Genomic DNA, 22263 nt, shown 5'->3' with positions numbered 1-22263 from the left:
GGATTACAAATACCGGATGGAACTGCCATCCGGTTTTTTTCTTGCCCGAGTGTCCGCCTGAGGTGGATATTTTGGGCGTTTTGTATACGAAGGGTGTCAGGCACCACAAAGTGGTGCCTGACACCCTTCGATGGTCACTATACAAAATTTGGTGTATAATTGAGTTTCTGTTAATATTTTAAATTTTTTCTAGGGGTACTCTTCATGGAACAGACTTTTACGATAAAGGAAAAGACTAAAAGAATTTTTGTTTTGCTGATTCCTATTTTAATTACACAGCTTGGTATGTTTTCGATGGTGTTTTTCAATACGATAATGTCAGGAAAATATCAATCTTCCGCTTTGGCAGGAGTTGCGATTGGGTCTTCGATTTGGAGTCCGATTTTTACAGGATTGAGCGGAATTCTGCTTGCCGTCTCGCCGATTGTAGCGCAGCGCTTAGGTGAAAAAAAGAGTAGTGAAGTAGCTTCTGTTGTGAAGCATGGAATATATATATCATTCTTTATAACGCTTATTATTATTATTGTAGGATTCTTCTGTCTGGAACCTTTATTAATTAAAATGAATCTCCCGAATAGTGTTCACCAGACAGCCTATCATTATCTTGTTGGTTTAAGCTTTGGAATTCTCCCGCTTTTTGCTTTTAACGTTCTGCGGTCGTTTATTTATGCCTTAGGCAGAACCCGTGTTGTGATGATCATCATGATTTTGTCGCTACCTATTAATCTATTTTTGAACTATGTATTGATTTTCGGGAATTGGGGATTTCCGGAGCTTGGTGGAGCAGGGGCTGGATATGCAACGTCCATCACTTATTGGGTAATTGTTGTCATGACTTTCATTATTGTGAAAACACAACAACCATTTTCTTCATTTTCGGTGTTTGCCAATTTACAAGAATTTTCGTTTGGAAAATGTAAAGAAATTTTAAAAATTGGTGTTCCAATGGGACTCTCTACATTCTTTGAAACGAGTATGTTTGCGGTTGTAACTATTTTAATCAGCAAGTATAGTGTTACAACCATTGCGGCCTATCAATCGGCGTTAAACATTGTTACTTTTCTCTATATGATACCAATTAGTATTTCGATGGCTCAAACAGTACTAGTCGGATATGAAGTGGGAGGAAAGCGTTATAAAGATGCAAGACAATATAGCTGGTTAGGAATTGTTCTGGCTGTGCTAATTGCTCTTGTTATCGGGGTATTCGTTGTAGTATTCCGAAATCAAGTTGCTGGATTTTATTCAAATGAAGCGGCTGTCATTAACATGACTGCAAACTTTTTAATATTTGCTTTGTTTTTCCATATTTCAGATGCCATTCAGGCAACGGCGCAAGCCGCATTAAGAGGTTACAAAGATGTAAATCTCGCCTTTATCATGACATTAGTGGCCTACTGGGTGATTTGTCTTCCTGTTGGATATTTACTAGCCAATAATACTAGTCTTGGAGTAATAGGATACTGGATTGGACTTACCGTCGGCTTACTTGCAGCAGGAATCGCCTTATCAGCAAGGCTCATCTATATTCAAAAAAGAAAATTCGTAGAAAATGGTGCCTGATACCACACAAAACCCAAAGTTCGAGTCAACTTTGGGTTTTGTTTCGCCATCCTATCTTCGTTCACTATTGCTGCTTTCGTGTTCTTCATGCTCCATACCATCATCACCCGGGTTAAACCCAAATGGGCCCCTTGGCATAGGCGCCGATCGGAAAATTGCTACTATTTTGTCGATTCTTATAATCAAATTAACATGGCGTATTCTGCCTCTACTCTCCACGATAATGATATCTCTGCCCACTTCGATAAGTCTTCCATTAAAATTTCCTTGAACCGTAATAACCTCAACTTCTTTTTTTAATAGTTCATGGGCAATTTGATGAAAGGTTCTTTCATGTATTTTTTCTGACATTTTCATCTTCCTCCTTTCACCTACAGTAAATGCAATAATTAAAATATTGTCATGGGCGAATTAAATTTTTTTAGATTCCTATCACAGTTCAACAAGAGGACGTAAGCAAAATAATAAAAGCAGAACATTCCAAAAAATGTACAGGGTTAAATCAAATAGTTGGTATAATATTTTTGTAGATCTTGCAAATCTTAAACACGAAAAATGGGGGTATCGACCATGAGAACGGAAACAGAAATGTTTGATTTAATCCTAAATACCGCTAAAAACGACGAGCGGATCCGAGCTGTATTACTAAATGGTTCCCGAGCAAATCCAAATGTCAAAAAAGATATTTTTCAAGATTACGATATTGTCTATATAGTTAGGGATATAGCATCATTTACTACGGATCATAGCTGGGTTGATCATTTTGGGGCGCGAATCATGATGCAGATGCCGGAGGATAAAGAGCTGCCACCTGCCGAAAAAAACGGCCATTTTGTCTATCTTATGTGGTTTAAGGATGGGAACCGGATTGACCTTACTTTGATTCCGTTCGAAAAAATGGATGAATTGATGAAAGAGGATAGCCTTACCCAATTGCTTTTAGATAAAGACAGTTTAATTAGTAAGCTTCCTGCTTCAAGCGATAAAGATTACTTAATCAAGAGGCCATCCGAAAAGGAATTTCAGGATTTGTGTAATGAATTTTGGTGGATTTGTATGAATATTAGTAAAGGGCTTTGGCGTGAAGAACTAACATACGCTATGTTTATGTACGAACAAATAAATCGAAACGTACTCATTCAAATGATCGAATGGGATGTCGGCATAAAAACAAATTTCACAAAAAGTGCGGGGAAATTCGGAAAGTACCTTCAAGAATTTCTTGAGGAAGACGAATGGAATGCGTTTGTTGCAACCTATTCAGATGGAAAGTTTGAAAACATCTGGAATGCGCTTTTTAACATGATTGATTTGTTTCGAAAAATAGCCCTTAGAGTAGCAAGACATTTTGAATTAGAATATCCGTTTGAAGACGACAAAAATGTTACTGATTTTCTCATACATATAAAATACCTGCCAAACGATGCAAAAGAAATTTATTAATTTTCGTCAGCTTACCTCGTTTTTAATAGCCAATTAAAAAAGAAAGCAACCGAGCGTTGCTTTTGAAACCATATAAATAATCGGAAAGACAGGACTTGAACCTGCGACCCCCAGTACCCCATACTGGTGCTCTACCAAGCTGAGCTACTTCCCGGATAAAACAGCTTTCTTGTTCAACAATATATAAAAATTTACAATTACCTACAACTGTATTAATAGGGATTTTACCTTTATTTTTAAAAAATTTCCACTTTTGCTGTGATTGTGGTGTAACATCTATTAAATGTTCTAGAAGGGATATACTGTTTGGAGAATGACAAAACAATTAAAATACATATAATATCGAAAAACCAAAAAAATTTATTGACCCCGTATCTTTTTATTACCTCTAAAACGTTTATAAGGTAGAGAGTGCAAAGGAGTGAAAAAGATGTCAAACAAGCTAAGTCCATACAACTTGGAAAACCCCCAGGAGGAAGAGAAGGGTGCACACGAATTTTGGAAGGAATATTATCCAAAGCTTCAGCGATATTGTCACTTTCTTACCCAAAATCCTTGGGATGGAGACGACATCGCTCAGGAGACCTTTCTGAAGGCATTAAAGTATTCCCCTCCTCAGCAAAAGATGACTAGTGCTTTGTTAAATAAGATTGCCTATCATCATTGGGTGGACCTTCTTCGAAAAAGAAAAAATGAATCGATTGAATCCGATCCTGCACCCCAGGAATTAATGAATCAAGCAGATGATATTGCAAATTCTGTTGAATTACTACTAAAGCAATTTACACCAAAGCAGGCTGTTATCTTTTTGCTGAAAGAGGCATTTCAATATAAAACGAAGGAAATCGCAGCTATTTTAGATACAACTGAAGTAGCTGTGAAGGCAAATCTGCATCGCGCGAAAAAAAGACTGGAAAAAGAAGCCTTGTCTGTTGCTTCATTTTGGGATGAAGAAGAGCGAGAGCAGCTTTCAGAGCTTTTTTATGAAGCATTGAAAAATCAAGATCCAACCGTCCTGATTGAATCAATTCCATCGATAAAAAGTGTTATCGAAGTTCCTAAGCTCGTTTCAAAAACTTATTCTCCTTCAAGCACTCTCTGTATGGCCGCATAGCCAATTAAGCTTTCAAGGAGGATTATTGAATGAGCACCATTCCCTATGTGATTGAACAAAGCAATCGCGGTGAACGTTCTTATGATATTTATTCACGCCTGCTAAAGGACAGAATTATTATCATTGGCGATGAAATAAACGATCAAGTCGCCAACAGCGTCGTTGCTCAGTTGTTATTTTTAGCGGCAGATGCACCGGAAAAAGAGATTTCCCTCTATATCAACAGTCCAGGAGGGTCAACTTCAGCGGGATTTTCCATCTTTGATACGATGCAATACATTAAGTCTGATGTTAGGACGATTTGCACAGGCATGGCAGCATCTTTTGGGGCCATGCTACTGCTCGCGGGGACAAAGGGAAAACGTTACGCCCTGCCAAATAGTGAAATTATGATCCATCAACCACTAGGCGGAGCAAGAGGGCAGGCTACTGAAATCGAAATATCAGCCCGTAGAATCCTTAAGCTAAGAGAGCATATCAATCAAATTATTTCGGAGCGTACTGGACAGCCGATTGAAAAAGTCGCGAAGGATACCGATCGAGATTATTTTATGAGTGCTGAAGAAGCGAAAGAATACGGGATTATTGATGAGATTCTTTATCCAAAATAATAGCGAGGCCATGTCGATTATTGCGGCATGGTCTTTTTGTTTGTCGGTAATTTTTTAATGAAAAACAAAAAATATTTATTGAAAAACGATAAATTTGTGATAAATTTAAATCAGAAATAATTTTGTTGGAGTTGATGTGAATGAAAGAATCCATCGTTATTAAAATGGTTTCCGGGCTGATTACTTTATTTATTGTCATGATGCTGATTGCATTTTTTACAATCCCCTTTTTGGTTAACTGGTATAACGAGTTAACGGGTGAAGTTGGTGCTCAGTTGGTCTGGGTCAATTTGTTCTTATATGTAACAGCCATTCCTTTTGCGGTATTGCTAGTCATGGCAAAAAAATTATGTTTGAACATCCTGAAAAACACTCCTTTTTCAGGAAGTACAGTTCAAGCTTTAAACATCATCAGTATTTGTGCCTTTGTTGACTTTTTTCTTTATACCATTGGGACCATGACGATATTTCAAAACCTGTTATCCTTCACATTGATGATTGCAGCTTTTATGGTTGGAATTGTGAGTCTGGTTTTATCGATCTTGGCGAAGCGGGCTCAGGAAATAAAAGATGAAAACGATCTAACCGTTTGAGGTGTAAATTATGCCGATAATTGTGAATGTTGATGTGATGCTAGCGAAACGAAAAATGAGTTCTTCAGAGCTGGCCGAAAAAGTAGGTATTACTCTGGCGAACCTTTCTATCCTCAAGAACAATAAGGCGAAAGCCATTCGATTTTCAACTCTTGAGGCATTATGTAGAGCGCTGGATTGTCAGCCTGCCGATATTTTGGAGTATTTACCAGAAGAGCATAATTGAAATGGAGGAAAAAATTTATGAAATTGGGGAAAAAATTCATTTTAATGTGGGTTATTGCTATGTTTTTCATTACCCTCACTTGTTCAGTTGCTTATCTTGTTACCCAACAATCATTAAGACTAGGTGCCAATGCTGTTCCTGCTCAATTAGCAATGGATACAGCCATTAAACTACAGGAAGGACAAAGCCCTGAAGCCTCAGTTCCCAAAAATAAGGTGGATGCATCACAAAGTGGTGATGGTTTTGTGATGATTTTCGATAAAAATAAAAATCTCGTTGCAACATCAGGATTGATGAAAACTCAAGAGCCAAAGTATCCAAAGGGTGTCTTAGATAATGTTTCGAAAAAGGATGAAGACCGAGTCACTTGGCAAACACAGGACGAACTCCGCTTTGCAACCGTTGCGATCAAATCGAATCAATACTATATTGTAGGGGCAAGTTCACTCTTAGAAACTGAAAATCTCATATCTCATATTTCCAAGTTGGTCATGTATATTTGGCTAGCCTGCCTTGTAGGCTCGGTTATCGCTATGCTTGTTATTTTTACTTTTATAAAAAAATCTTTAACTCCGAAGCTATCTTAATAACAAAAAAGATTAGTGAAAATGATGGAGTAATAGTTTATACAAAAATCCCAAATCCCAGCAGGTGTAGGGTTTTACTTTTGGAATTTTCCAAAGTGATGTGAATAATTATAATCCCTTTTCCCCCTCCTTAAATGGAGGGGCTTTTATAAAACAAAAATTTACGGAGTGATCCATGTGAACGTATATTGTAAAAGTGGAATAAATCAAATGAAAGTGGCGGTAAAGACGATCATCGAGATCATTAACAAAATGGACGAAAAGGACTTAATAAAAAGACCTTTCCCAAATAAACGTTCAATAGGAGAGTTATTAGAACACATAGCTCTTATTTGTAAAGCGGACTTGCTTATTTCTGAAGGGGCTTCACAAGAAGAAATGAATCAGTTTTATTCAACAAATCATTTGAAAAATCTTAATGAAATAAAAGAAGCATTGCTAACTCATTTTCACAATTTAGAAAAAGTATTTATGAGTTTCACGGAAGAAGAACTCCAGCAGGTTACCACTTCTTATTGGGGTGTAAGTTACAATCGCTTTGAATGGTTGTTAGAAATGATGGCACATATGTATCATCACAGAGGGCAATTGCACTCCATGCTCGTTCATTGTTACGAAAAGGATCTAAATATACCATTGTTTGAATAAGTTTTTAAATGAAAACATGCTATAGTGCATGAATTTTCTAGGTTCTAAAAATATTTGTTATTATTAGAAAAAACATTCTTAACAATGGGATCAATGTCGAGGTGAGTGGTTTGGCACAATTATTTCATTATCATTGGTGGACTGAAAAACTAGAAGCAATGGAGACGTTTTACAGTGAGTTAGGATTTACGGTTAATCAAAGAATAGGAAGATTTAATGGCGAGATGATGCCATTTAATCAGCCTCTAACTTGGGACGATTTTAGAGATCAAAAGATTATGTTTAAAATTATTGAAATGAGAAAAGGGAAGACAAATGTTACTTTTGGTCTTGGAAAAAGTGATATTTTGGATCATATTGGTTTTATTGTTAATGAAAAAGAATATCAAGAAATCCTAACAAATGCGAGATTATTAGATTGGAAAATAAATGAAAATAGTAGAAGAACATTTATCTCAACACCTTGGAAATTCAGAATAGAATTACAAAAAAGGCTCGAGGTGGTGAATGATGATGAAGATCCTATCATCAGGAAAATGGTTTTACATGTACCATTTAAGGTTCTTCCTGAAATAATGGCTGAAGTCCTCGGATTACCCGAAGTAGTAAAAACGACAAATCAAGTCAACATAAAATCTCCTGAATACGAGCTTGTTTTCATAAGTGATCATAATACAGTTTTAAATACAGTCGAATTTAGTTCGAACCAAACCTTTGAAGTGGTTGACCCTGTTTCAACAAAGCTTAAAACTATTTTATAGACTGCTGGATTAATTTAAAACTTTGAAATGAAGGTATTTTTTAGTTTTTGAAGAATATACCATATTAGTAAGTTCAAACAAAAGGGAGGAAAATCCAGTGCACGCTTCATTTTTCGAATATCATTTGTGGGCAAATAAGCTTGTTTATAAACATTTAAAAGATTTACCTGAGGATGTTTGTTTTCAAGAAGTTCAAAGTGTATTTCCGACGTTGTATGATACTCTTCTTCACATGTATCAAAGTGATTTTGTTTATTTAAATGTGATTAAAGGGGAAAGTTTTGAAAAAATCGTCGCTGCTGTTAATCAATTAAAAGAAGAAAATCCGGAAAGAAGTCTCGAGACGTTGGAGAAAAGTCACGATCAATTAGGTGACAAATACAGAGAGTTTATCAATACCCTTGAGAACTTGCACGCTAATATCAGTGTCTCCCATCCAAGTTTTGGTACACTAACGACAAGCTACCAAGAACTTCTTCAGCACGTTGTAAATCACGGTACATACCATCGTGGAAACATCACAGCTATAATGAGACAGATAGGCTATAAGGGCGTTCCAACAGATTACATTTTTTATTTGTATGAAACGCAGAAATGATTAGCCTGTGGTTGAGAGAATCTCGAGCTGCTTCTTGAGCAGCTTTTTTTTGGACGAAAAGGGCGGTTTAAATAATTGGGGATATTACAAGTTAAATAGCACACAAAATCGCACAGTAATTAGTACTGTGTTTTTTTGTATGAAATTAATTTAGCACAGTCGAATGACCGTGCTGATTTTGTGTTTAATATATTTTCCTCATCAACTAAAACCCCATTCGTTGAACAAGAACTATCTTTTAATAGCAATACAGACGTTAATTTAATTGATTGTTTGAGGATAGCACACTATAAAAGACTTCACTGGAACTCAAATAACTATTAATTCTAATAAGTCAATAAACAAAAATTTAACAAATTATTAATAGGTTTAAAATAAATATTTAAGAACATCACATTATAATTTTTTTGTATAAAGCAATTATTTAAACTAAACTAGGAGGTGCTTTTTTTGACGCAAAATTTAGTCGAAGCACAAAACCAAAACAAAATGAAAATTTTACTTAGCAAGGTACCAGAAGTTACTATTTGGTTCTGGATTATAAAAATTTTATGTACAACTGTCGGTGAAACATTTGCTGACTTCATCAATTTCAACCTTGGACTTGGTTTAACTGTTACTACCATAATTATGGGAGTTGCGTTTTTCATCGTATTGTATTTCCAATTCAGAGCAACTAAATATGTTCCAGCCATATATTGGCTAACGGTTGTACTTATAAGCGTATTTGGAACGTTGGTAACGGATAATATGACAGACGGTATGGGAATACCTCTTGAGGTTAGTACAGTAGTTTTCTCCGTGCTACTAGGATTAACTTTTCTTTTTTGGTATCTTAGTGAAAAAACACTCTCGATTCACTCTATTTTTACAAGAAAAAGAGAAGTTTTCTACTGGCTTACTATTCTTTTCACATTTGCACTTGGAACAGCAGTCGGTGATTTATATTCCGAACAACTCGGTTTTGGTTATCTTAAAACAGGAATAACAGTCATTATTATAATAGCTTGTGTATTTTCAGCACATAAATTTTTGAAACTTGATGGGGTATTAGCGTTTTGGATTGCGTATATTCTTACTCGTCCACTCGGAGCATCAATAGGAGATTACCTATCTCAACCAAAAGTTAATGGTGGGTTAGGTTTGGGGACAACCGTTACTAGTGTCATTTTTCTTATAGCTATTTTAGCGATCATCGTTTATCTAGCTGTTTCAAAAATTGATATAAATGCTAAAAGTGAAACAGTAGAAACAAACCAAGCAAATGGAAGCAAGAAAAATGTATTGACACAAACCATAGTAGTACTGTGTATTTTCTTAGTTGTGGGTATAGGTAGTTATACTTGGCGCAGTGATAATATAGCAGCGCAAAGCAATTCTTCACAAGCTACATTAGGTGGACAATTAACAGATTTTATAACCATTGAAAATAATATGCTAAAAGATGTAAACTCAAATAACTTTACTTCTGCTAAAAGAAGTGCTGACGATTTGGAACATCAATGGGACTCATCGGAAGCTAAGCTTAGAAAAATAGATGGTACAACATGGACAAAAATTGATGGAACGCTTGATGTTGTATTATCATCAGTTCGTTCATCAAACCCTGATGCAAGCAAGTGCCAATCTGCACTTAACAATTCACTTAATGTCCTAAACGGAGCAAATAATCAAGCATCGAAAACCGCTTCTTCACAAACTTCCTTATCTGGGCAATTAACAGATTTTGTTACTATTGAAAATAATATGCTAAACGATGTAAACTCAAAAAACTTTACTTCTGCGAAAAAAAGTGCTGACGATTTAGAACATCAATGGGACTCATCGGAAGCTAAGCTTAGAAAAATAGATGGCACAACATGGACAAAAATTGATGGAACGCTTGACGTTGTATTATCATCAGTCCGTTCATCAAACCCTGATGCAAGTAAGTGCCAATCTGCACTTAACAATTCACTTAATGTCCTAAACGGAGCAAATAAATAAAATCTTAGGAATCGCTTATCGCGATTCCTTTTTTTGTGTTGGAGGTAAGGTCTTATTATTGAGCTTTAATCAGATAAAATATGCTATAAAAAGTAAAGGATTATTTGACTTTAAATAGAATTATACTTAGTAAAAAAATAATTTGGGGGAATTATGCAAAAAAAACTTGAACCTATAGAAGCAGCGAAACAGTTTGTAAATAAATATTTTCCAAGTTGTCAAGGTGCATTGCTTGCTGGAAGTGTCGTAAGAGGTGAAGCCACAGAAACTTCTGACCTTGACATCATTATTTTTGATGAAAATATTTTATCTTCCTTTAGGCAATCTATCATTGATTTTAACTGGGCAATTGAGGTATTTGTTCACAATTTATCATCTTATAAAGATTTTTTTGAAAGTGACTATCAAAAGGCCAGACCTTCTTTGCAAAGAATGGTTTCAGAGGGTTTAATAATAAAAGATAATGGAGTAATTGAGAAGGTTAAAGATGAAGCTGATAAAATTTTAAGAGAAGGACCTGAAAAATGGTCATTTGAAGTAATAAAAATAAAACGATATTTTATTACTGACGCTCTTGATGATTTTATTGGTTCAAATAACCGTGCAGAGGAACTTATGATAGCAAACACTTTGGCTGACCTTGTTCAAGAGTTTATTTTAAGAACAAACGGATGCTGGATTGGTTCTTCTAAGTGGGTAATTCGAGAATTAAAAAAATTCAATCCTGATTTTACAACCCATTTTGTTAATGCTTTTGATACATTTTATAAGATTGGTGATAAAACAAAAGTTATAAAGTTAGTAGATGAAATTTTAGAGCCATTTGGAGGACGCTTATTTGATGGATTTTCATTAGGTACTGTAAATGAGCAAAATAACATCAAAGGGTGATTAACAAAATGGAATTTGATATTCCTAAAGTAAGACATAGAGAATTGACACTAAATGATGCAGAAGACCGTTATCAATGGTGTCTAGGTGGGAAGTAATAAAACATCTAAATATGCCTGACAAAACCACTCCCTTTAGCAAAGAAGAAACAATAAAATGGATTGAAATGTGCATAAATAAAACAACCGTTATGAGCAAAAAGCAATTATTGACCAACAAGGAAATCATATAGGGTGGGTTGATTTAAAAAATATTGATAAAATAAATAAACACGCTGAATTAGGAATTGCTATAGGGGATAAAAGTTATTGGGGTAAAGGCTATGGATTAGTGGCTATGCAAGAAATGCTTGATTATGGTTTTAATCAATTAGGTTTGAATAAAATTTGGCTTAGATTAGAAGTTGATAATGAAAAAGCTATTAAATCTTATAAAAGAATTGGATATATTGAAGAAGGTATTTTAAGACAAGATAGGCTTCGGAAAGGTGTATTCGTTGACCGATTGAGAATGAGTATTTTGAAGGAAGAGTATATAAATATTATGAAAGGTATGACCCGCTAAAGTCATACCTTTTTTGTTGCTAATTTAAAAGCAATTTTAGAAATTAATGTTATTTTATTTTTCACCACATTATCTGAACTACTTATTACTAAATACAGCCCTTTTAATATGTCTAATTCTTCAAGTTCTGATTAAGCTGAGTAGCCGCGAACAATGCTTTTTGATCGTGAAGAATATCCCCTGGTTTGTTTCCTTCGCCGATGACATATCCACCAAAATCCATCCCCATGAAATCAAAGATATGTTGGAATTGTTGAATCATGGGAAGCCCTTTAATGCCAGGATTATCTCCTCCAACTGCAATCACAAATGCTTTTTTTGCCGCCATTTGTTTTTTAAAATCTGGATATTTTGCATCCCGTAATGTCTGTGACCAACGATCGATAAAATTTTTCATGGTTCCAGACATACTATACCAGTAAATTGGTGTGGAAAAAATTAAAATATCATGCGGCAGAATACGATCAATGATTGCGTTGTAATCATCATTTTTTTCCTGAAATCCTTCAGGCGCATGGCGCATGTCATCAATTGGTTGGATATTGTAATCCCTTAAATAAATTTTTTCGACCTCTATACCTTGTATGGAATGATCTGTTAATACCTCGTTATTTCCATTTGGTCGTGTTCCTCCATAGATAACTGCTATTGTCATAAGTAAATTCTCCTTTTGAACGAATTTTTGCTGATGCCTATAATTTTATAAAAAGTTAATTGGAATATCAAAAAAAAAGCACCTTTAAGGAGTTTTAACAAAGTTTACAAATGATTAACATGACATTAAATGGTATGTCATGTATATTTTTCATTAGATGAATGACATGTCATTTAATTATGGATGGGTGTTAAAAAATGAATTTTGATCAAAAAAAAATGGAGGTCATACGATTTTTAATTCTTGCAGCTCAACGGGAGGGGGAACGCATTCTCCAAGACTTAACGAAATCAATTGGCATTACGCCTGCTCAATCGGAAGTGATACATATTCTGGATTTATATGAACCCATGTCCCTTAAAGAGTTAGGTTCACTTCTCATTTGTGAGTCAGGCAGCCCATCAAGACTTGTTAGCACCTTGGTTCAGCGTGGTTTTGTTATTCGCAAAGAAAATAGGGAAGACCGAAGATATGTTAGCTTGCAGCTTTCTCCTCTTGGAAAAGAAAAAGCGAAGGAAATCAAATCTGTCGATGAAAAAATGTACGAGGCAATGGTACCGAATTTTGACTCTAGGAAAATGTCTGCTCTTTATGATGCATTAGTGGATGTATTTAAAGATCATCCGTCGGCTGAAGCGTTGAAGAAAAGAAAATTAATTTAAATCTTTTTTTCCAAAATAATAATTGAAGCGAATTTAAAACAGAGAGCTATGGAAAACACACAATCTGCTGATTCTGTTGTCCAAAAATCCAATCTATTAATCTATTATTTTCCAATGTTGAATTATTATTCATATTTTAAGGAAATGAGGGACCTGGATGAGCACTCTAATTATTTACGCACACCCTAACAAGAAAAGTTTCAATCATGCCATTTTGGAAAATGTCATGAAAGGATTAAAGGATGCCAATCGCCAATTTGATGTGATTGATTTATATACAGAAAAATTTGATCCTATTTTAGTCATCGATGAGGAGCACAAAAGAAGAGACTTAATCAACGATCCTTATACGGCCGAATATCGAAATAAGATTGAAGAGGCTGACAAGTTAATATTAATCTACCCCATCTGGTGGTTTGGCGTTCCGGCAATTTTAAAAGGCTTTTTTGATCGAGTCTTTGTTTCGGGATTTGCATTTAAATATGACGGAAAGCTGCCGCAGGGTTTATTGAAAAATAAATCCGCTTGGGTAATTTACACCCTTGACTCTCCTTCTTTTTATATCGACTGGTTAAGAAGAAATGCAGAATGGACTGTGGTGCGAGATTCAATTTTAAAGTTTTGCGGCATTAAAAAGATAAAAAGAACTCGCTTAACTTCCTTGAAATACTCAACAAATGAAAAACGCCAGCAATGGCTTCAAAAAATCTATCAAATGGCAAAGAATATTTAAACATGTAGACATCAATTTTGTTAAATGATAGTACACACAGTAGAAAAAAACTTAATCAATGCCTGTTTTTCTTTTTACAACTGATTTCGGGCGTTGACCAGCTTAGTCAACGCCCGTTTTGTTCAATTTCATAGGATTTCGGTCGTTGACAGGCCCGATCAACGCCCGTTTTGTTCAATTTTAAGCAGTTATGGTCGTTGATCAGCTCGATCAACGCCCATTTTGTTCAATTTCCACCGATTTCGGTCGTTGACCAATGTAGTCAACGCTCATTTTGTTCATTTTCATAGGATTCCGGTCGTTGACAAGCCCCATCAACGCCCGTTTTGTTCAATTTTAAGCAGTTCTGGTCGTTGACCAGCTCGATCAACGCCCATTTTGTTCACTTTCAACCGATTTCGGTCGTTGACCAATGTAGTCAACGCTCATTTTGTTCATTTTCATAGGATTCCGGTCGTTGACAGGCCCGATCAACGCCCGTTTTGTTCAATTCCACCTGAAAAAGGTTGTTGATCCCTCACTTAATAGAAAGGTTAATTGGCATTCTTCCTTAAAACATCTTGTTTGTATATAAAAAAAATCCAACTTTAGAGGAATTCGGAACCTGATCAGAGAATTAATTCCAATTGGGTAAAATGTGAGGAACTCTATTACTTAATTCGTAATCGAAAGGAATGAAAAAAATGAGACAAATCATTGCGCTTGGCGGTGGGGGATTTTCAATGGAGCCGAAAAATCCATTATTAGATACATATATTTTAAGACAATCGAATAAAATCAAACCTAAAATTTGTTTTGTACCGACAGCCAGCGGAGACGCAGAAGGATATGTTTCGAATTTTTATCATTTTTTTGAATATCACTTATGCGAACCTTCACATCTTTCATTATTTAAGCCGCCTACCCGGGATTTAGAGGAATTTGTACTTGAAAAAGATATTATTTATGTGGGTGGAGGAAATACAAAAAATCTTTTAACACTTTGGAAAGAGTGGGGACTAGATCAAATTTTGCGAAAAGCGTGGGATCAAGGAATTATTTTAGCAGGAATTAGTGCTGGGTCTATTTGTTGGTTTGAAGAAGGGCTAACAGATTCCTATGGCGACCAACTTGAACCAATTCAGGCTTTAGGGTTCATTAAAGGTAGCAATTGTCCCCATTATGATGGTGATGCGGATCGAAGACCGACATTTCATAATTGTATTAAGTCTAATAGATTACAATCTGGAATTGCAACAGATGATGGGACAGCAGTACACTTCATCGATCAAGAAATACATAAGGTCATTAGTTCACGGCCAAATGCGAAGGCGTATGCAGTCTCTTTTGATAAAAAGTTAATCGAAACAGAGCTTAAAACAGAGTTTTTGGGTTCAGTTTGAGGTTGAAAGAAAGAGTAAATTCCTTTTATTTGTATAAAGTTCTGTTGTCCATTTTAGTTATGAGATAAATTCAAGCATCAGATTTTAATAAGGGGGAAGATTTAATGGTATTGGAAGCTGTTATACTTCAGGTTAAACCTGGTATGGAAAAAGAATATGAAGAGGCTTTTCAAAGGGCTTCTAAAATCATTTCGTCGATGAAAGGATATATTTCACACGAATTACAACGATGTATAGAAGAAAAAGGAAGATATTTGCTTTTGGTGAAATGGGATACACTAGAATCTCATACAGTTGGTTTTAGACAATCTAAAGAATACCAAGAATGGAAACAGCAATTACATCATTTTTACGACCCATTTCCGATTGTTGAACATTTTGAGATAGTAGATTTAGTTTAAAGATTCTGGATACGTGATTCCCATTTGTTATTTGCTATTTTTAACAAATTTTAACTCCTGTTTTGAAACTCACTTTTATAAAAACAATATGATTTTTACCATGAGGAAAAGGTTAAATTGGTGGATTTGATAGAAAAATATTATCTTTATTTTTAGTTGAGGTGGATACCTTGTGACGAAACTTCAAGAAATAGTGAGTAAATTAAATGAAGAGTTTGATATAAAAACATTAGGAAAGGACCCTTCATTTAGCCGTTTTATTCCCAGTGTTTTCGATCCTTTACTCTATGATTGAAAATCTGTTTTTGAAAAAGAATTTGTTGAGTTATTCAATGGACTCATGATAAAAGGCGCTTCTAAAGTGGAGAGAATTTTCCTAGCTGTTTTTCCTACAGACCACGATTTAGAAAGATTTATAGTAGTAGGCAACAGCGGAGACCTATTGTTCATGCATCATCCCATTTTAATGGAATGTGGTGACCCGAAAGGTAAATGGGGGAAAGGGTTTGTCCCTATTAAGGAAAAATACATTAAACAAATGAAAGAAAAAATATTATCAGTTTATACCTGCCATGCACCATTGGATTTGCATAGACATTTAAGTACAAATATGGCGATAGCCAATAAATTAAGAGCGAAACTGATTGAAACGCATAATGAAGTGGTTATCTATTGTACTATCGAAAAAACCAATACGAATGAACTTGTCTCTACATTGAAGGAAATCTTTGATATTCCTTATGTTGATTTTGAAGGTCAAAATCTAAGTAATATTCAAAAAATTGCGATTGTTGCTGGCTGTGGGGATGTTGTTGAATGGATGAAGGAAGCAGAAGATCATGGTTTTCAAGCCTATATTACCGGAGAAATCCATTGCCATATTGATAACGATTATGGCAAACAAAAATAAAAGAAAATGATGGACTATGTAGTAAATACCTTGATGTCACTAATAGGTGTTTCCCACTTGGCTTCGGAATATCTTGTTCATAAAACACTGATGAAGGATTGGTTTGAAAAAAACTTTGATATTCAGACTTTCTTAATTCCGCAGGAAAGATGGTGGTTATAGGTGGGGGAGAACATCAAGCTTGAGACAAATCGTTGTATACTTTCTAAACTGCAACAGATAGATTATGAGGATATCAAGAAGCTATATGTTAATGAAAAGGTAAGAAAATATCTCGGTGGAATACGGGACGAAGTGATAATCAAGGAAAGTTTTTGTAGGGTGATGAAGCCGCTAAAAGGTTCATATTACTGGGGAGTTAGAGAAAAGCACACCAATAAGTTTTTGGGAATGTTTTCCTTGGATTCTCATCATGATGGTATAAGCAAAGAGGTATCCTATCAGTTACTTCCCCAGTGGTGGGGAGCAGGATATGCAACGGAAATACTTAAAGCGGTTATTGATTATGCCTTTAATACACTACAGTTAACAGAAGTAATTGCTGAGACACAAACAGCTAATGGAGCTTCTTGCAGATTATTAGAACGAGTAGGAATGAAATATAAACAATCCGTACATAGATTTGGTACAGAACAGGCGATTTATAGTATTAGTTCTACTCTAAAATAACAGTTGTCTTTTTGGAAAATTAAGCAATATATAGATGATGTTAATGGGGGATCTACATTGATAACGATTGCTCTACAGGAAGAGTCTGCTGAAATTTTAGAGATTGATAGAGAAGTAATTGGGAATTATAGCAGAAAAAAGTATCTCCAGGAAGCAATTATGGAAAATAAGTGTTTGGTTGCAAAAGATAATTCCTCCATAGTAGGTTTCTTAATTTATGATACTCATTTCTTTGAATGCAGTTTTATTTCGCTTCTCATTGTTCATCCCAGTGAGAGACAAAAAGGATATGCGAAATTATTGATGAAATATTTTGAAACATTTCCCCTACCCAGAAAATTTTTTCTTCAAACAATAAATCTAATGAAAAGATGCATAGTTTATTCTCATCAATCGGATACATCAAGAGTGGTTTTGTAGAAAATTTAGATGAGGATGACACCGAAATCATATATTACAAAAAACTCTATTAAAAACTGAGAAAGAAGGTATGGAAATGAAATATCGGATTGAGCAATTCGATGAATTTTCCATAATTGGCATTAAATATTGTGTCAAAACTAAAAATGCTTTTAACGAAGTGCCAGAAATTTGGGCTGAGGCAAAAGAAAAAGGCATATTTGAACAACTGTGGCAGATCCGTAAAACTGCCCATAAAATAAGAGGAATTTTAGGGGTGTGCGCAAACGGGGATTTTGGTAAAAATGAAGAATTTGATTACATATTAGCGATAGTTTCAGAACAAAGTGCTTCTGGAGAGATGATAAAAATGGATTTTCCAGAATCTTCATGGGCTGTTTTCGAAGTACAGGAACCTGAAGGAATTCAACAAATATGGGAAAGACTAATGGACTGGATTTCCAGCTCAGATTATGAACTTGCAAATTTGCCGGCAATTGAATGCTATTTACCCATTGAGGAAAATAAAAATGAATTATGGGTGCCAATACATAAAAAAACGACTATCTAATTTATATCTGATTGGAAACGTGGCTTTACTTTAACAAAGGGTAAAGCTTTTTATTTATAATTAATATTACAAAAATTATAAGTTTTGACGAGGTGGTTTAATGTTCGATCAATCCCCTTATCGATGCCGAGTAGAATGGGGAAAACGAGGGGCAAGAGAGGCAGCTGAACGCGGTGATATTTTGATCATTGTTGATGTCCTTAGTTTTTCTTCTACAGTAATAACGGCTTTAAATTATGGCGCAATTATATACCCTTATCCACCATATTTAGATGGAAAAAATTACGCAAAAAAGGTGGGGGCAGAATATATTTTAGGAAGAAGGGAAGCTACAGAAATGGGGAAACCTACTTTATCCCCCGTATCTTTTCAGAAAGAACATGCGAAGAAGAAGTACGTTTTGTCTTCCCTTAATGGTGCATTTTGCACTTGGATTGCCTCAGAGGTTCCTGCACTTTTAATTGGTTCTTTGCTTAATGCAGCGTCAGTTGCATCTACAGCAAATCAAATTAGTTGCATAACCAAAGCAAATATAACGGTAGTTCCTTGTGGTGAGCAATGGAGTGATGGAAGAGAAAATGAAGACAGCTTACGTCCGGCAATGGAAGATTATTTAGGGGCAGGGGCAATTTTATCAAACCTAGAGGGAAGTAAATCGCCTGAGGCAGAGGTTTGTATGGCTGCCTTCCAAAATTCAGAAGGAAAACTGGAGGACTGGATATGGGATTGCGGGAGTGGTCGAGAATTACGAGAAAAAGGTTTTGAAGCGGATGTAAGACATTGCTGTCGCTTAAATGTATACCAAACCGTTCCTATATTACAAAAAGATCATTTTGTTGCTGCAGAGGGAAATGTTTGAATTCGTGATAGATTTAACGAAGTGCATATAAAATGGAAGGGGTCAAAAGTACCGCCAATTTTTGGAAAGAATAAAATTCTTGAGATAAATGCTAGGTGATTGGAATTTTACTAGATGTTACAAACGATCAAGTGATTTACTAAAGGAGTGGTTCAAATGTTGATTGATGAACGCCATATTCGTTATCAAAGAAGTTCCGAGGTAAATGAGAGTTTCATTCATCAAGCATTTCTAAAAGGGTTTTCAGATTATATCGTCAAAATGGAGATATCTGAAGAAGATTTTTTGAAACGCTTTTTTGGACCGGAAGGAAATAAAGCTGAAACTTCCTTCATTGCCTTTTATAAGGAGGAACCAGCAGGAGTTATTCTAGGTGGCATAAAAAATTATGAGACCATCAAAACGATGAGGTGCGGGGCATTGGCGATCAGCCCTGAATATAGAGGAACGGGAATAAGCCAAAGGCTATTTGAACTACATAAAGACGAGGCCATTAAACATGGTTGTAAACAGCTTTTTCTTGAAGTCATTGTTGGTAATGATCGAGCTATCAACTTTTACAAGAAGTTGGGATATGAAAAGATATACGATCTCGTTTATTTTACAAATGAGGATTTATCTCAATTTAAAAATGCGAATACAGTATGTGACATTAAAAAAATCAATTTTGAAGATTTCCAATCTAGAGTTGCGAATTGGAGTTATCATATAAACTGGCAAAATGATATTGATTATTTAAAGGAAATTCCAACAATCCATTACTATGTTGCCTTTCAAAATGGAGGTGTGGCAGGGTACTTAGCTATAAATCCAATTGGAAACATTCATTTTTTAATGATTGATAAAAATTTCCGTGGCAAAGGGATTGGAAGGCAGCTTTTGAAAACCGCCTCGACCGAACTTTCCTTAACGAAAATGTCTACAGGCTTCCCAAATAATAGTTTACTAGAAGGGTTTTTGAAAAAACTAGGCTTTACAAAAGGTACATTGGCACAGTATGAGATGTATAGGATCTTGTAGGAAAAGGAGAACTACCAATGGTAGGTCTAAGTGTTTTAATGACGGAATCAGTTTAGGAGGTGTTTTGCATAGTGAAAATCACGGAAATTAATTCAATAAATGAACATCTTTATGAGTTATCTGAACTTTTGATCCAGGTGGTGGAAGATGGTGCATCCATTGGCTTTCTCCCATCATTGACACTTTCGGAAGCAATAGAATATTGGGAAAATGTATTAACACCTAATGTGATTTTATATGTTGCTAAAATAAATGAGCAGATTGTAGGAAGTGCCCAATTACATAACCAAATGGGAGGCATAGAGCTGAAATTGCAAAATTAATGGCAGACCCTAATTGGAGAAACAAAGGGATTGGCCGTTCTCTTATGCAAAAAGCTGAAGAAAGGGCACAGGCTGAGGGTAGGTCATATTAGTTCTCGATACTAAAGAAGGGAATCCATCCAATTATCTATATTGTTTATTAGGGTTTTATCACGCAGGGGGTATTCCGAATTATGCAAAATCTGCTGATGGGGAATTACATTCAACCAACATCTATTATAAAGAGCTAATTTAATTTTACGTTGAGGAGGTCTACGTGCAAGAAAAAGCAAAAAGCCGATTAATCATGCACGTAGAAGAAGTCTACGTAAATGAAAAAGCTAAAAAACCAAAAAACCTTCCACGTAGAATCAGTCTACGTAAACGAAATAGCAAAAAACTCAAGAAACCTTCCAGGTAGAAGAAGTCTACGTGAACAAAAAAGAAAAAAACTCAAGAAACCGTCCACGTAGAAATGCTCTACGTGCACGAGAAATCAAAATAACCAAGCAACCCTCCACGTAAAAACGAATCCATCAACAAATCAATTCAGGCGGCTGCAAAACAAATTCATTTTGTGAAAGACGAATCCTTTTCATAAAAATGGTAATCTTATAAATGTCCGTTCCAAGTAGAAGTTAGGACAAGTTGGGATGATGACCAATTACAAAATCATTCCGATTTAAGGATATCGATTTCAAGGAATCGGATAATGCTATTAACAGTACCTCTATATAACACTACCGAGGTGACAAGCTTCATGCCCATGTTGGATTTGAATGGCAGCCGTCTTTATTATTCTGTATTGGGTGAGGGGACACCTATTGTGTTCATCCATCCCCCTTTAATCTCAAGTGTAGTTTTTAAAAGCCAAATCGATGAATTATCAAAGTTATATAAAGTCATTACGTTTGACATTCGTGGCCACGGTCGGAGCTCGTACTCAGCCATTCCCATTAGCTATGCATTGATTTGTTATGATATTATACAACTCTTGGATCATTTACAGATTGAAAAAGCTTTCATTTGTGGGTATTCAACTGGTGGCTCCATCGTTTTGGAATTTTTGTTGACCAATAAAGAGAGGGCATTAGGTGGTATATCAGTAAGTGGCATGTCTGAGGTAAGTGATCTATATAATAAATGCAGGATTTCAATGGGAAAATGGCTTTCGAGAAAATGGATGATTCGGTTCCTAACCATATCAATGTGCTTGGGGAATTCGCAGAAAATAGAAATCTTCAAGAACCTGTATCAGGAAGCACGAAAAGGGGATGCCCGAAATATCAAGCAATATTTTCGCCAAAGTCTACAATATAGCTGTACCAACCGGCTGAATACTATCGAAGCACCAATATTGCTGATCTATGGTGCAAAGGATAAATCGTTTCAAAAATATGCAAAGCTTTTGCATGAAAAATTACCGAAGAACGAATTGAAGTTCATTGACCAAAAGCATCAAATCCCAACCAAATCACCCCAAAAGCTTAATCAATTTATACGGGAGTTTATTCAAAACAAAAGGGTAGTCCACAAATAATTGGAACTACCCTTTCGTTTATTAATCTTTATAAGACGAACAAACACATAAAACTCGATTTACGATCGGATTGAACGTCGATTTTACCAGGTTAACTACTGAAGCAATGACACTTCCAAGAATAGCACTCCCTAAAATATCAGAAGGATAATGTTGACCCATCCAAATGCGCGAAAATCCGGATAACATGGCTAATATCCACATAAAAAAACCAATCGAGCGCTGATAAAAAAGAACTGAAGTAGCTACTGCAAATGCGATGGTTGTATGCTTACTTGGGAAAGATGCATTTCTTTTTGAAGGAACTGGTGGCAGCAAACGGACACTGTGTTTTAAAAATGGACGAGGGCTATAATTAAAAATTTTGATGAAAAAAGTTAAAACATAGGCACATATTAAGGAAATGATTGCATATGATGTAACTTTTTTATAAGCATGATTTCGGAACCATAAGTAAATGAGTAAGATCAAATACACGTACCGAGCTTTCTTCGAAATGGTTACCATCACGTAATCCAGTAGTCGTGAATTTCCTGCAAGTTGATTTATTGCTCTAAACAATGTGTAGTTCATAT

25 protein-coding genes, 1 tRNA gene and 3 pseudogenes are annotated in these 22263 nt (G+C 35.4%); 25 read left to right on the top strand and 4 right to left on the bottom strand.

Features of this window, described 5'->3' with window-relative positions:
* Window positions 1-204: 204 nt before the first annotated feature.
* Complete coding sequence (locus BN1082_RS03680; RefSeq protein ID WP_090630998.1) at window positions 205-1563, top strand: MATE family efflux transporter; 1359 nt, start codon at window positions 205-207, stop codon at window positions 1561-1563.
* A gap of 51 nt (window positions 1564-1614) precedes the next feature.
* Here the strand turns inward: BN1082_RS03680 and BN1082_RS03675 are convergent, their stop codons facing one another.
* Window positions 1615-1914: a DUF2642 domain-containing protein gene (locus tag BN1082_RS03675; RefSeq protein ID WP_090630995.1), complete on the bottom strand. Its 300-nt coding sequence runs from the start codon at window positions 1912-1914 to the stop codon at window positions 1615-1617.
* A gap of 219 nt (window positions 1915-2133) precedes the next feature.
* Between BN1082_RS03675 and BN1082_RS03670 the strand changes: the two genes are divergently transcribed.
* Entirely contained in the window at window positions 2134-3006 is an 873-nt protein-coding gene (locus tag BN1082_RS03670) for an aminoglycoside 6-adenylyltransferase (protein ID WP_090630992.1), read from the top strand.
* Between the two features lie 80 nt (window positions 3007-3086).
* Here BN1082_RS03670 and BN1082_RS03665 read toward each other — a convergent pair.
* Window positions 3087-3160: transfer RNA gene (locus tag BN1082_RS03665), tRNA-Pro, on the bottom strand.
* Window positions 3161-3436: 276 nt separating this feature from the next.
* Between BN1082_RS03665 and BN1082_RS03660 the strand changes: the two genes are divergently transcribed.
* The 11 genes and pseudogenes from BN1082_RS03660 to BN1082_RS03610 all read left to right on the top strand — a co-directional run bounded on the left by BN1082_RS03660 (window position 3437) and on the right by BN1082_RS03610 (window position 11585).
* Entirely contained in the window at window positions 3437-4120 is a 684-nt protein-coding gene (locus BN1082_RS03660; protein ID WP_090630989.1) for a sigma-70 family RNA polymerase sigma factor, read from the top strand.
* A gap of 29 nt (window positions 4121-4149) precedes the next feature.
* A complete protein-coding gene (gene clpP, locus BN1082_RS03655; RefSeq protein WP_090630986.1) occupies window positions 4150-4731 on the top strand; it encodes an ATP-dependent Clp endopeptidase proteolytic subunit ClpP in 582 nt (193 codons plus the stop codon).
* Window positions 4732-4871: 140 nt separating this feature from the next.
* Complete coding sequence (locus tag BN1082_RS03650; RefSeq protein ID WP_090630983.1) at window positions 4872-5324, top strand: DUF2975 domain-containing protein; 453 nt, start codon at window positions 4872-4874, stop codon at window positions 5322-5324.
* Window positions 5325-5334: 10 nt separating this feature from the next.
* Window positions 5335-5550 carry a helix-turn-helix domain-containing protein gene (locus tag BN1082_RS03645; RefSeq protein WP_090630980.1) on the top strand — a complete coding sequence of 72 codons (216 nt, stop codon included), beginning with the start codon at window positions 5335-5337 and terminating at the stop codon, window positions 5548-5550.
* Window positions 5551-5567: 17 nt separating this feature from the next.
* The gene (locus BN1082_RS03640; RefSeq protein ID WP_090630977.1) at window positions 5568-6137 is read left to right on the top strand and encodes a hypothetical protein; all 570 of its coding nucleotides are present in this window, start codon (window positions 5568-5570) and stop codon (window positions 6135-6137) included.
* Window positions 6138-6314: 177 nt separating this feature from the next.
* Window positions 6315-6785, top strand: a complete 471-nt coding sequence (locus tag BN1082_RS03635; RefSeq protein ID WP_090630974.1) for a DinB family protein — start codon at window positions 6315-6317, stop codon at window positions 6783-6785.
* 110 nt (window positions 6786-6895) lie between these two features.
* A complete protein-coding gene (locus tag BN1082_RS03630; RefSeq protein ID WP_090630971.1) occupies window positions 6896-7546 on the top strand; it encodes a hypothetical protein in 651 nt (216 codons plus the stop codon).
* 97 nt (window positions 7547-7643) lie between these two features.
* The gene (locus BN1082_RS03625) at window positions 7644-8144 is read left to right on the top strand and encodes a DinB family protein (protein ID WP_090630967.1); all 501 of its coding nucleotides are present in this window, start codon (window positions 7644-7646) and stop codon (window positions 8142-8144) included.
* Window positions 8145-8594: 450 nt separating this feature from the next.
* Window positions 8595-10130 (top strand): COG4705 family protein, encoded by a 1536-nt coding sequence (locus BN1082_RS03620; RefSeq protein WP_245640299.1) that lies wholly within the window; start codon window positions 8595-8597, stop codon window positions 10128-10130.
* A gap of 153 nt (window positions 10131-10283) precedes the next feature.
* Window positions 10284-11021, top strand: a complete 738-nt coding sequence (locus BN1082_RS03615) for a nucleotidyltransferase domain-containing protein (RefSeq protein WP_090630964.1) — start codon at window positions 10284-10286, stop codon at window positions 11019-11021.
* A gap of 8 nt (window positions 11022-11029) precedes the next feature.
* Window positions 11030-11585, top strand: a pseudogene (locus BN1082_RS03610) (GNAT family N-acetyltransferase).
* 112 nt (window positions 11586-11697) lie between these two features.
* On the opposite strand, the gene BN1082_RS03605 reads toward BN1082_RS03610, so the two are convergent.
* Window positions 11698-12240 carry a flavodoxin family protein gene (locus tag BN1082_RS03605; RefSeq protein ID WP_090630961.1) on the bottom strand — a complete coding sequence of 181 codons (543 nt, stop codon included), beginning with the start codon at window positions 12238-12240 and terminating at the stop codon, window positions 11698-11700.
* Between the two features lie 197 nt (window positions 12241-12437).
* Between BN1082_RS03605 and BN1082_RS03600 the strand changes: the two genes are divergently transcribed.
* The 12 genes and pseudogenes from BN1082_RS03600 (at window position 12438) to BN1082_RS03545 (ending at window position 21688) form a co-directional block, all read left to right on the top strand.
* A complete protein-coding gene (locus BN1082_RS03600) occupies window positions 12438-12902 on the top strand; it encodes a MarR family winged helix-turn-helix transcriptional regulator (protein ID WP_090630958.1) in 465 nt (154 codons plus the stop codon).
* 157 nt (window positions 12903-13059) lie between these two features.
* Entirely contained in the window at window positions 13060-13635 is a 576-nt protein-coding gene (locus BN1082_RS03595) for an NAD(P)H-dependent oxidoreductase (protein ID WP_090630955.1), read from the top strand.
* Window positions 13636-14318: 683 nt separating this feature from the next.
* Complete coding sequence (locus BN1082_RS03590) at window positions 14319-15017, top strand: Type 1 glutamine amidotransferase-like domain-containing protein (RefSeq protein WP_090630952.1); 699 nt, start codon at window positions 14319-14321, stop codon at window positions 15015-15017.
* 104 nt (window positions 15018-15121) lie between these two features.
* Window positions 15122-15418 carry an antibiotic biosynthesis monooxygenase family protein gene (locus BN1082_RS03585; RefSeq protein WP_090630949.1) on the top strand — a complete coding sequence of 99 codons (297 nt, stop codon included), beginning with the start codon at window positions 15122-15124 and terminating at the stop codon, window positions 15416-15418.
* Between the two features lie 172 nt (window positions 15419-15590).
* Window positions 15591-16490 (top strand): annotated as a pseudogene (locus BN1082_RS03580) (Nif3-like dinuclear metal center hexameric protein).
* Window positions 16491-16997, top strand: coding sequence for a GNAT family N-acetyltransferase (locus BN1082_RS03575; protein ID WP_245640298.1), 507 nt, complete (start codon window positions 16491-16493; stop codon window positions 16995-16997). It begins immediately after the preceding pseudogene.
* 57 nt (window positions 16998-17054) lie between these two features.
* The gene (locus tag BN1082_RS03570; RefSeq protein ID WP_425412100.1) at window positions 17055-17417 is read left to right on the top strand and encodes a GNAT family N-acetyltransferase; all 363 of its coding nucleotides are present in this window, start codon (window positions 17055-17057) and stop codon (window positions 17415-17417) included.
* A gap of 76 nt (window positions 17418-17493) precedes the next feature.
* Window positions 17494-17967, top strand: coding sequence for a GyrI-like domain-containing protein (locus BN1082_RS03565; RefSeq protein WP_176699632.1), 474 nt, complete (start codon window positions 17494-17496; stop codon window positions 17965-17967).
* A 100-nt stretch (window positions 17968-18067) separates the two neighbouring features.
* Complete coding sequence (locus tag BN1082_RS03560; protein ID WP_090630942.1) at window positions 18068-18826, top strand: 2-phosphosulfolactate phosphatase; 759 nt, start codon at window positions 18068-18070, stop codon at window positions 18824-18826.
* A 156-nt stretch (window positions 18827-18982) separates the two neighbouring features.
* Entirely contained in the window at window positions 18983-19846 is an 864-nt protein-coding gene (locus tag BN1082_RS03555; RefSeq protein ID WP_090630939.1) for a GNAT family N-acetyltransferase, read from the top strand.
* Window positions 19847-19914: 68 nt separating this feature from the next.
* Window positions 19915-20404: pseudogene (locus BN1082_RS03550) on the top strand (N-acetyltransferase family protein).
* Window positions 20405-20908: 504 nt separating this feature from the next.
* Complete coding sequence (locus BN1082_RS03545; protein ID WP_090630936.1) at window positions 20909-21688, top strand: alpha/beta fold hydrolase; 780 nt, start codon at window positions 20909-20911, stop codon at window positions 21686-21688.
* Window positions 21689-21709: 21 nt separating this feature from the next.
* Here the strand turns inward: BN1082_RS03545 and BN1082_RS03540 are convergent, their stop codons facing one another.
* Window positions 21710-22261, bottom strand: a complete 552-nt coding sequence (locus BN1082_RS03540) for an undecaprenyl-diphosphatase (RefSeq protein ID WP_090630933.1) — start codon at window positions 22259-22261, stop codon at window positions 21710-21712.
* Window positions 22262-22263: the final 2 nt, after the last annotated feature.

Origin of the sequence: Neobacillus massiliamazoniensis (assembly GCF_001048695.1) — a bacterium.
Classification (GTDB): domain Bacteria; phylum Bacillota; class Bacilli; order Bacillales; family Cytobacillaceae; genus Neobacillus; species Neobacillus massiliamazoniensis.
The sequence above is the reverse complement of the archived record's forward strand: the minus strand, read 5'-3'. Positions and strand labels throughout refer to the sequence as shown.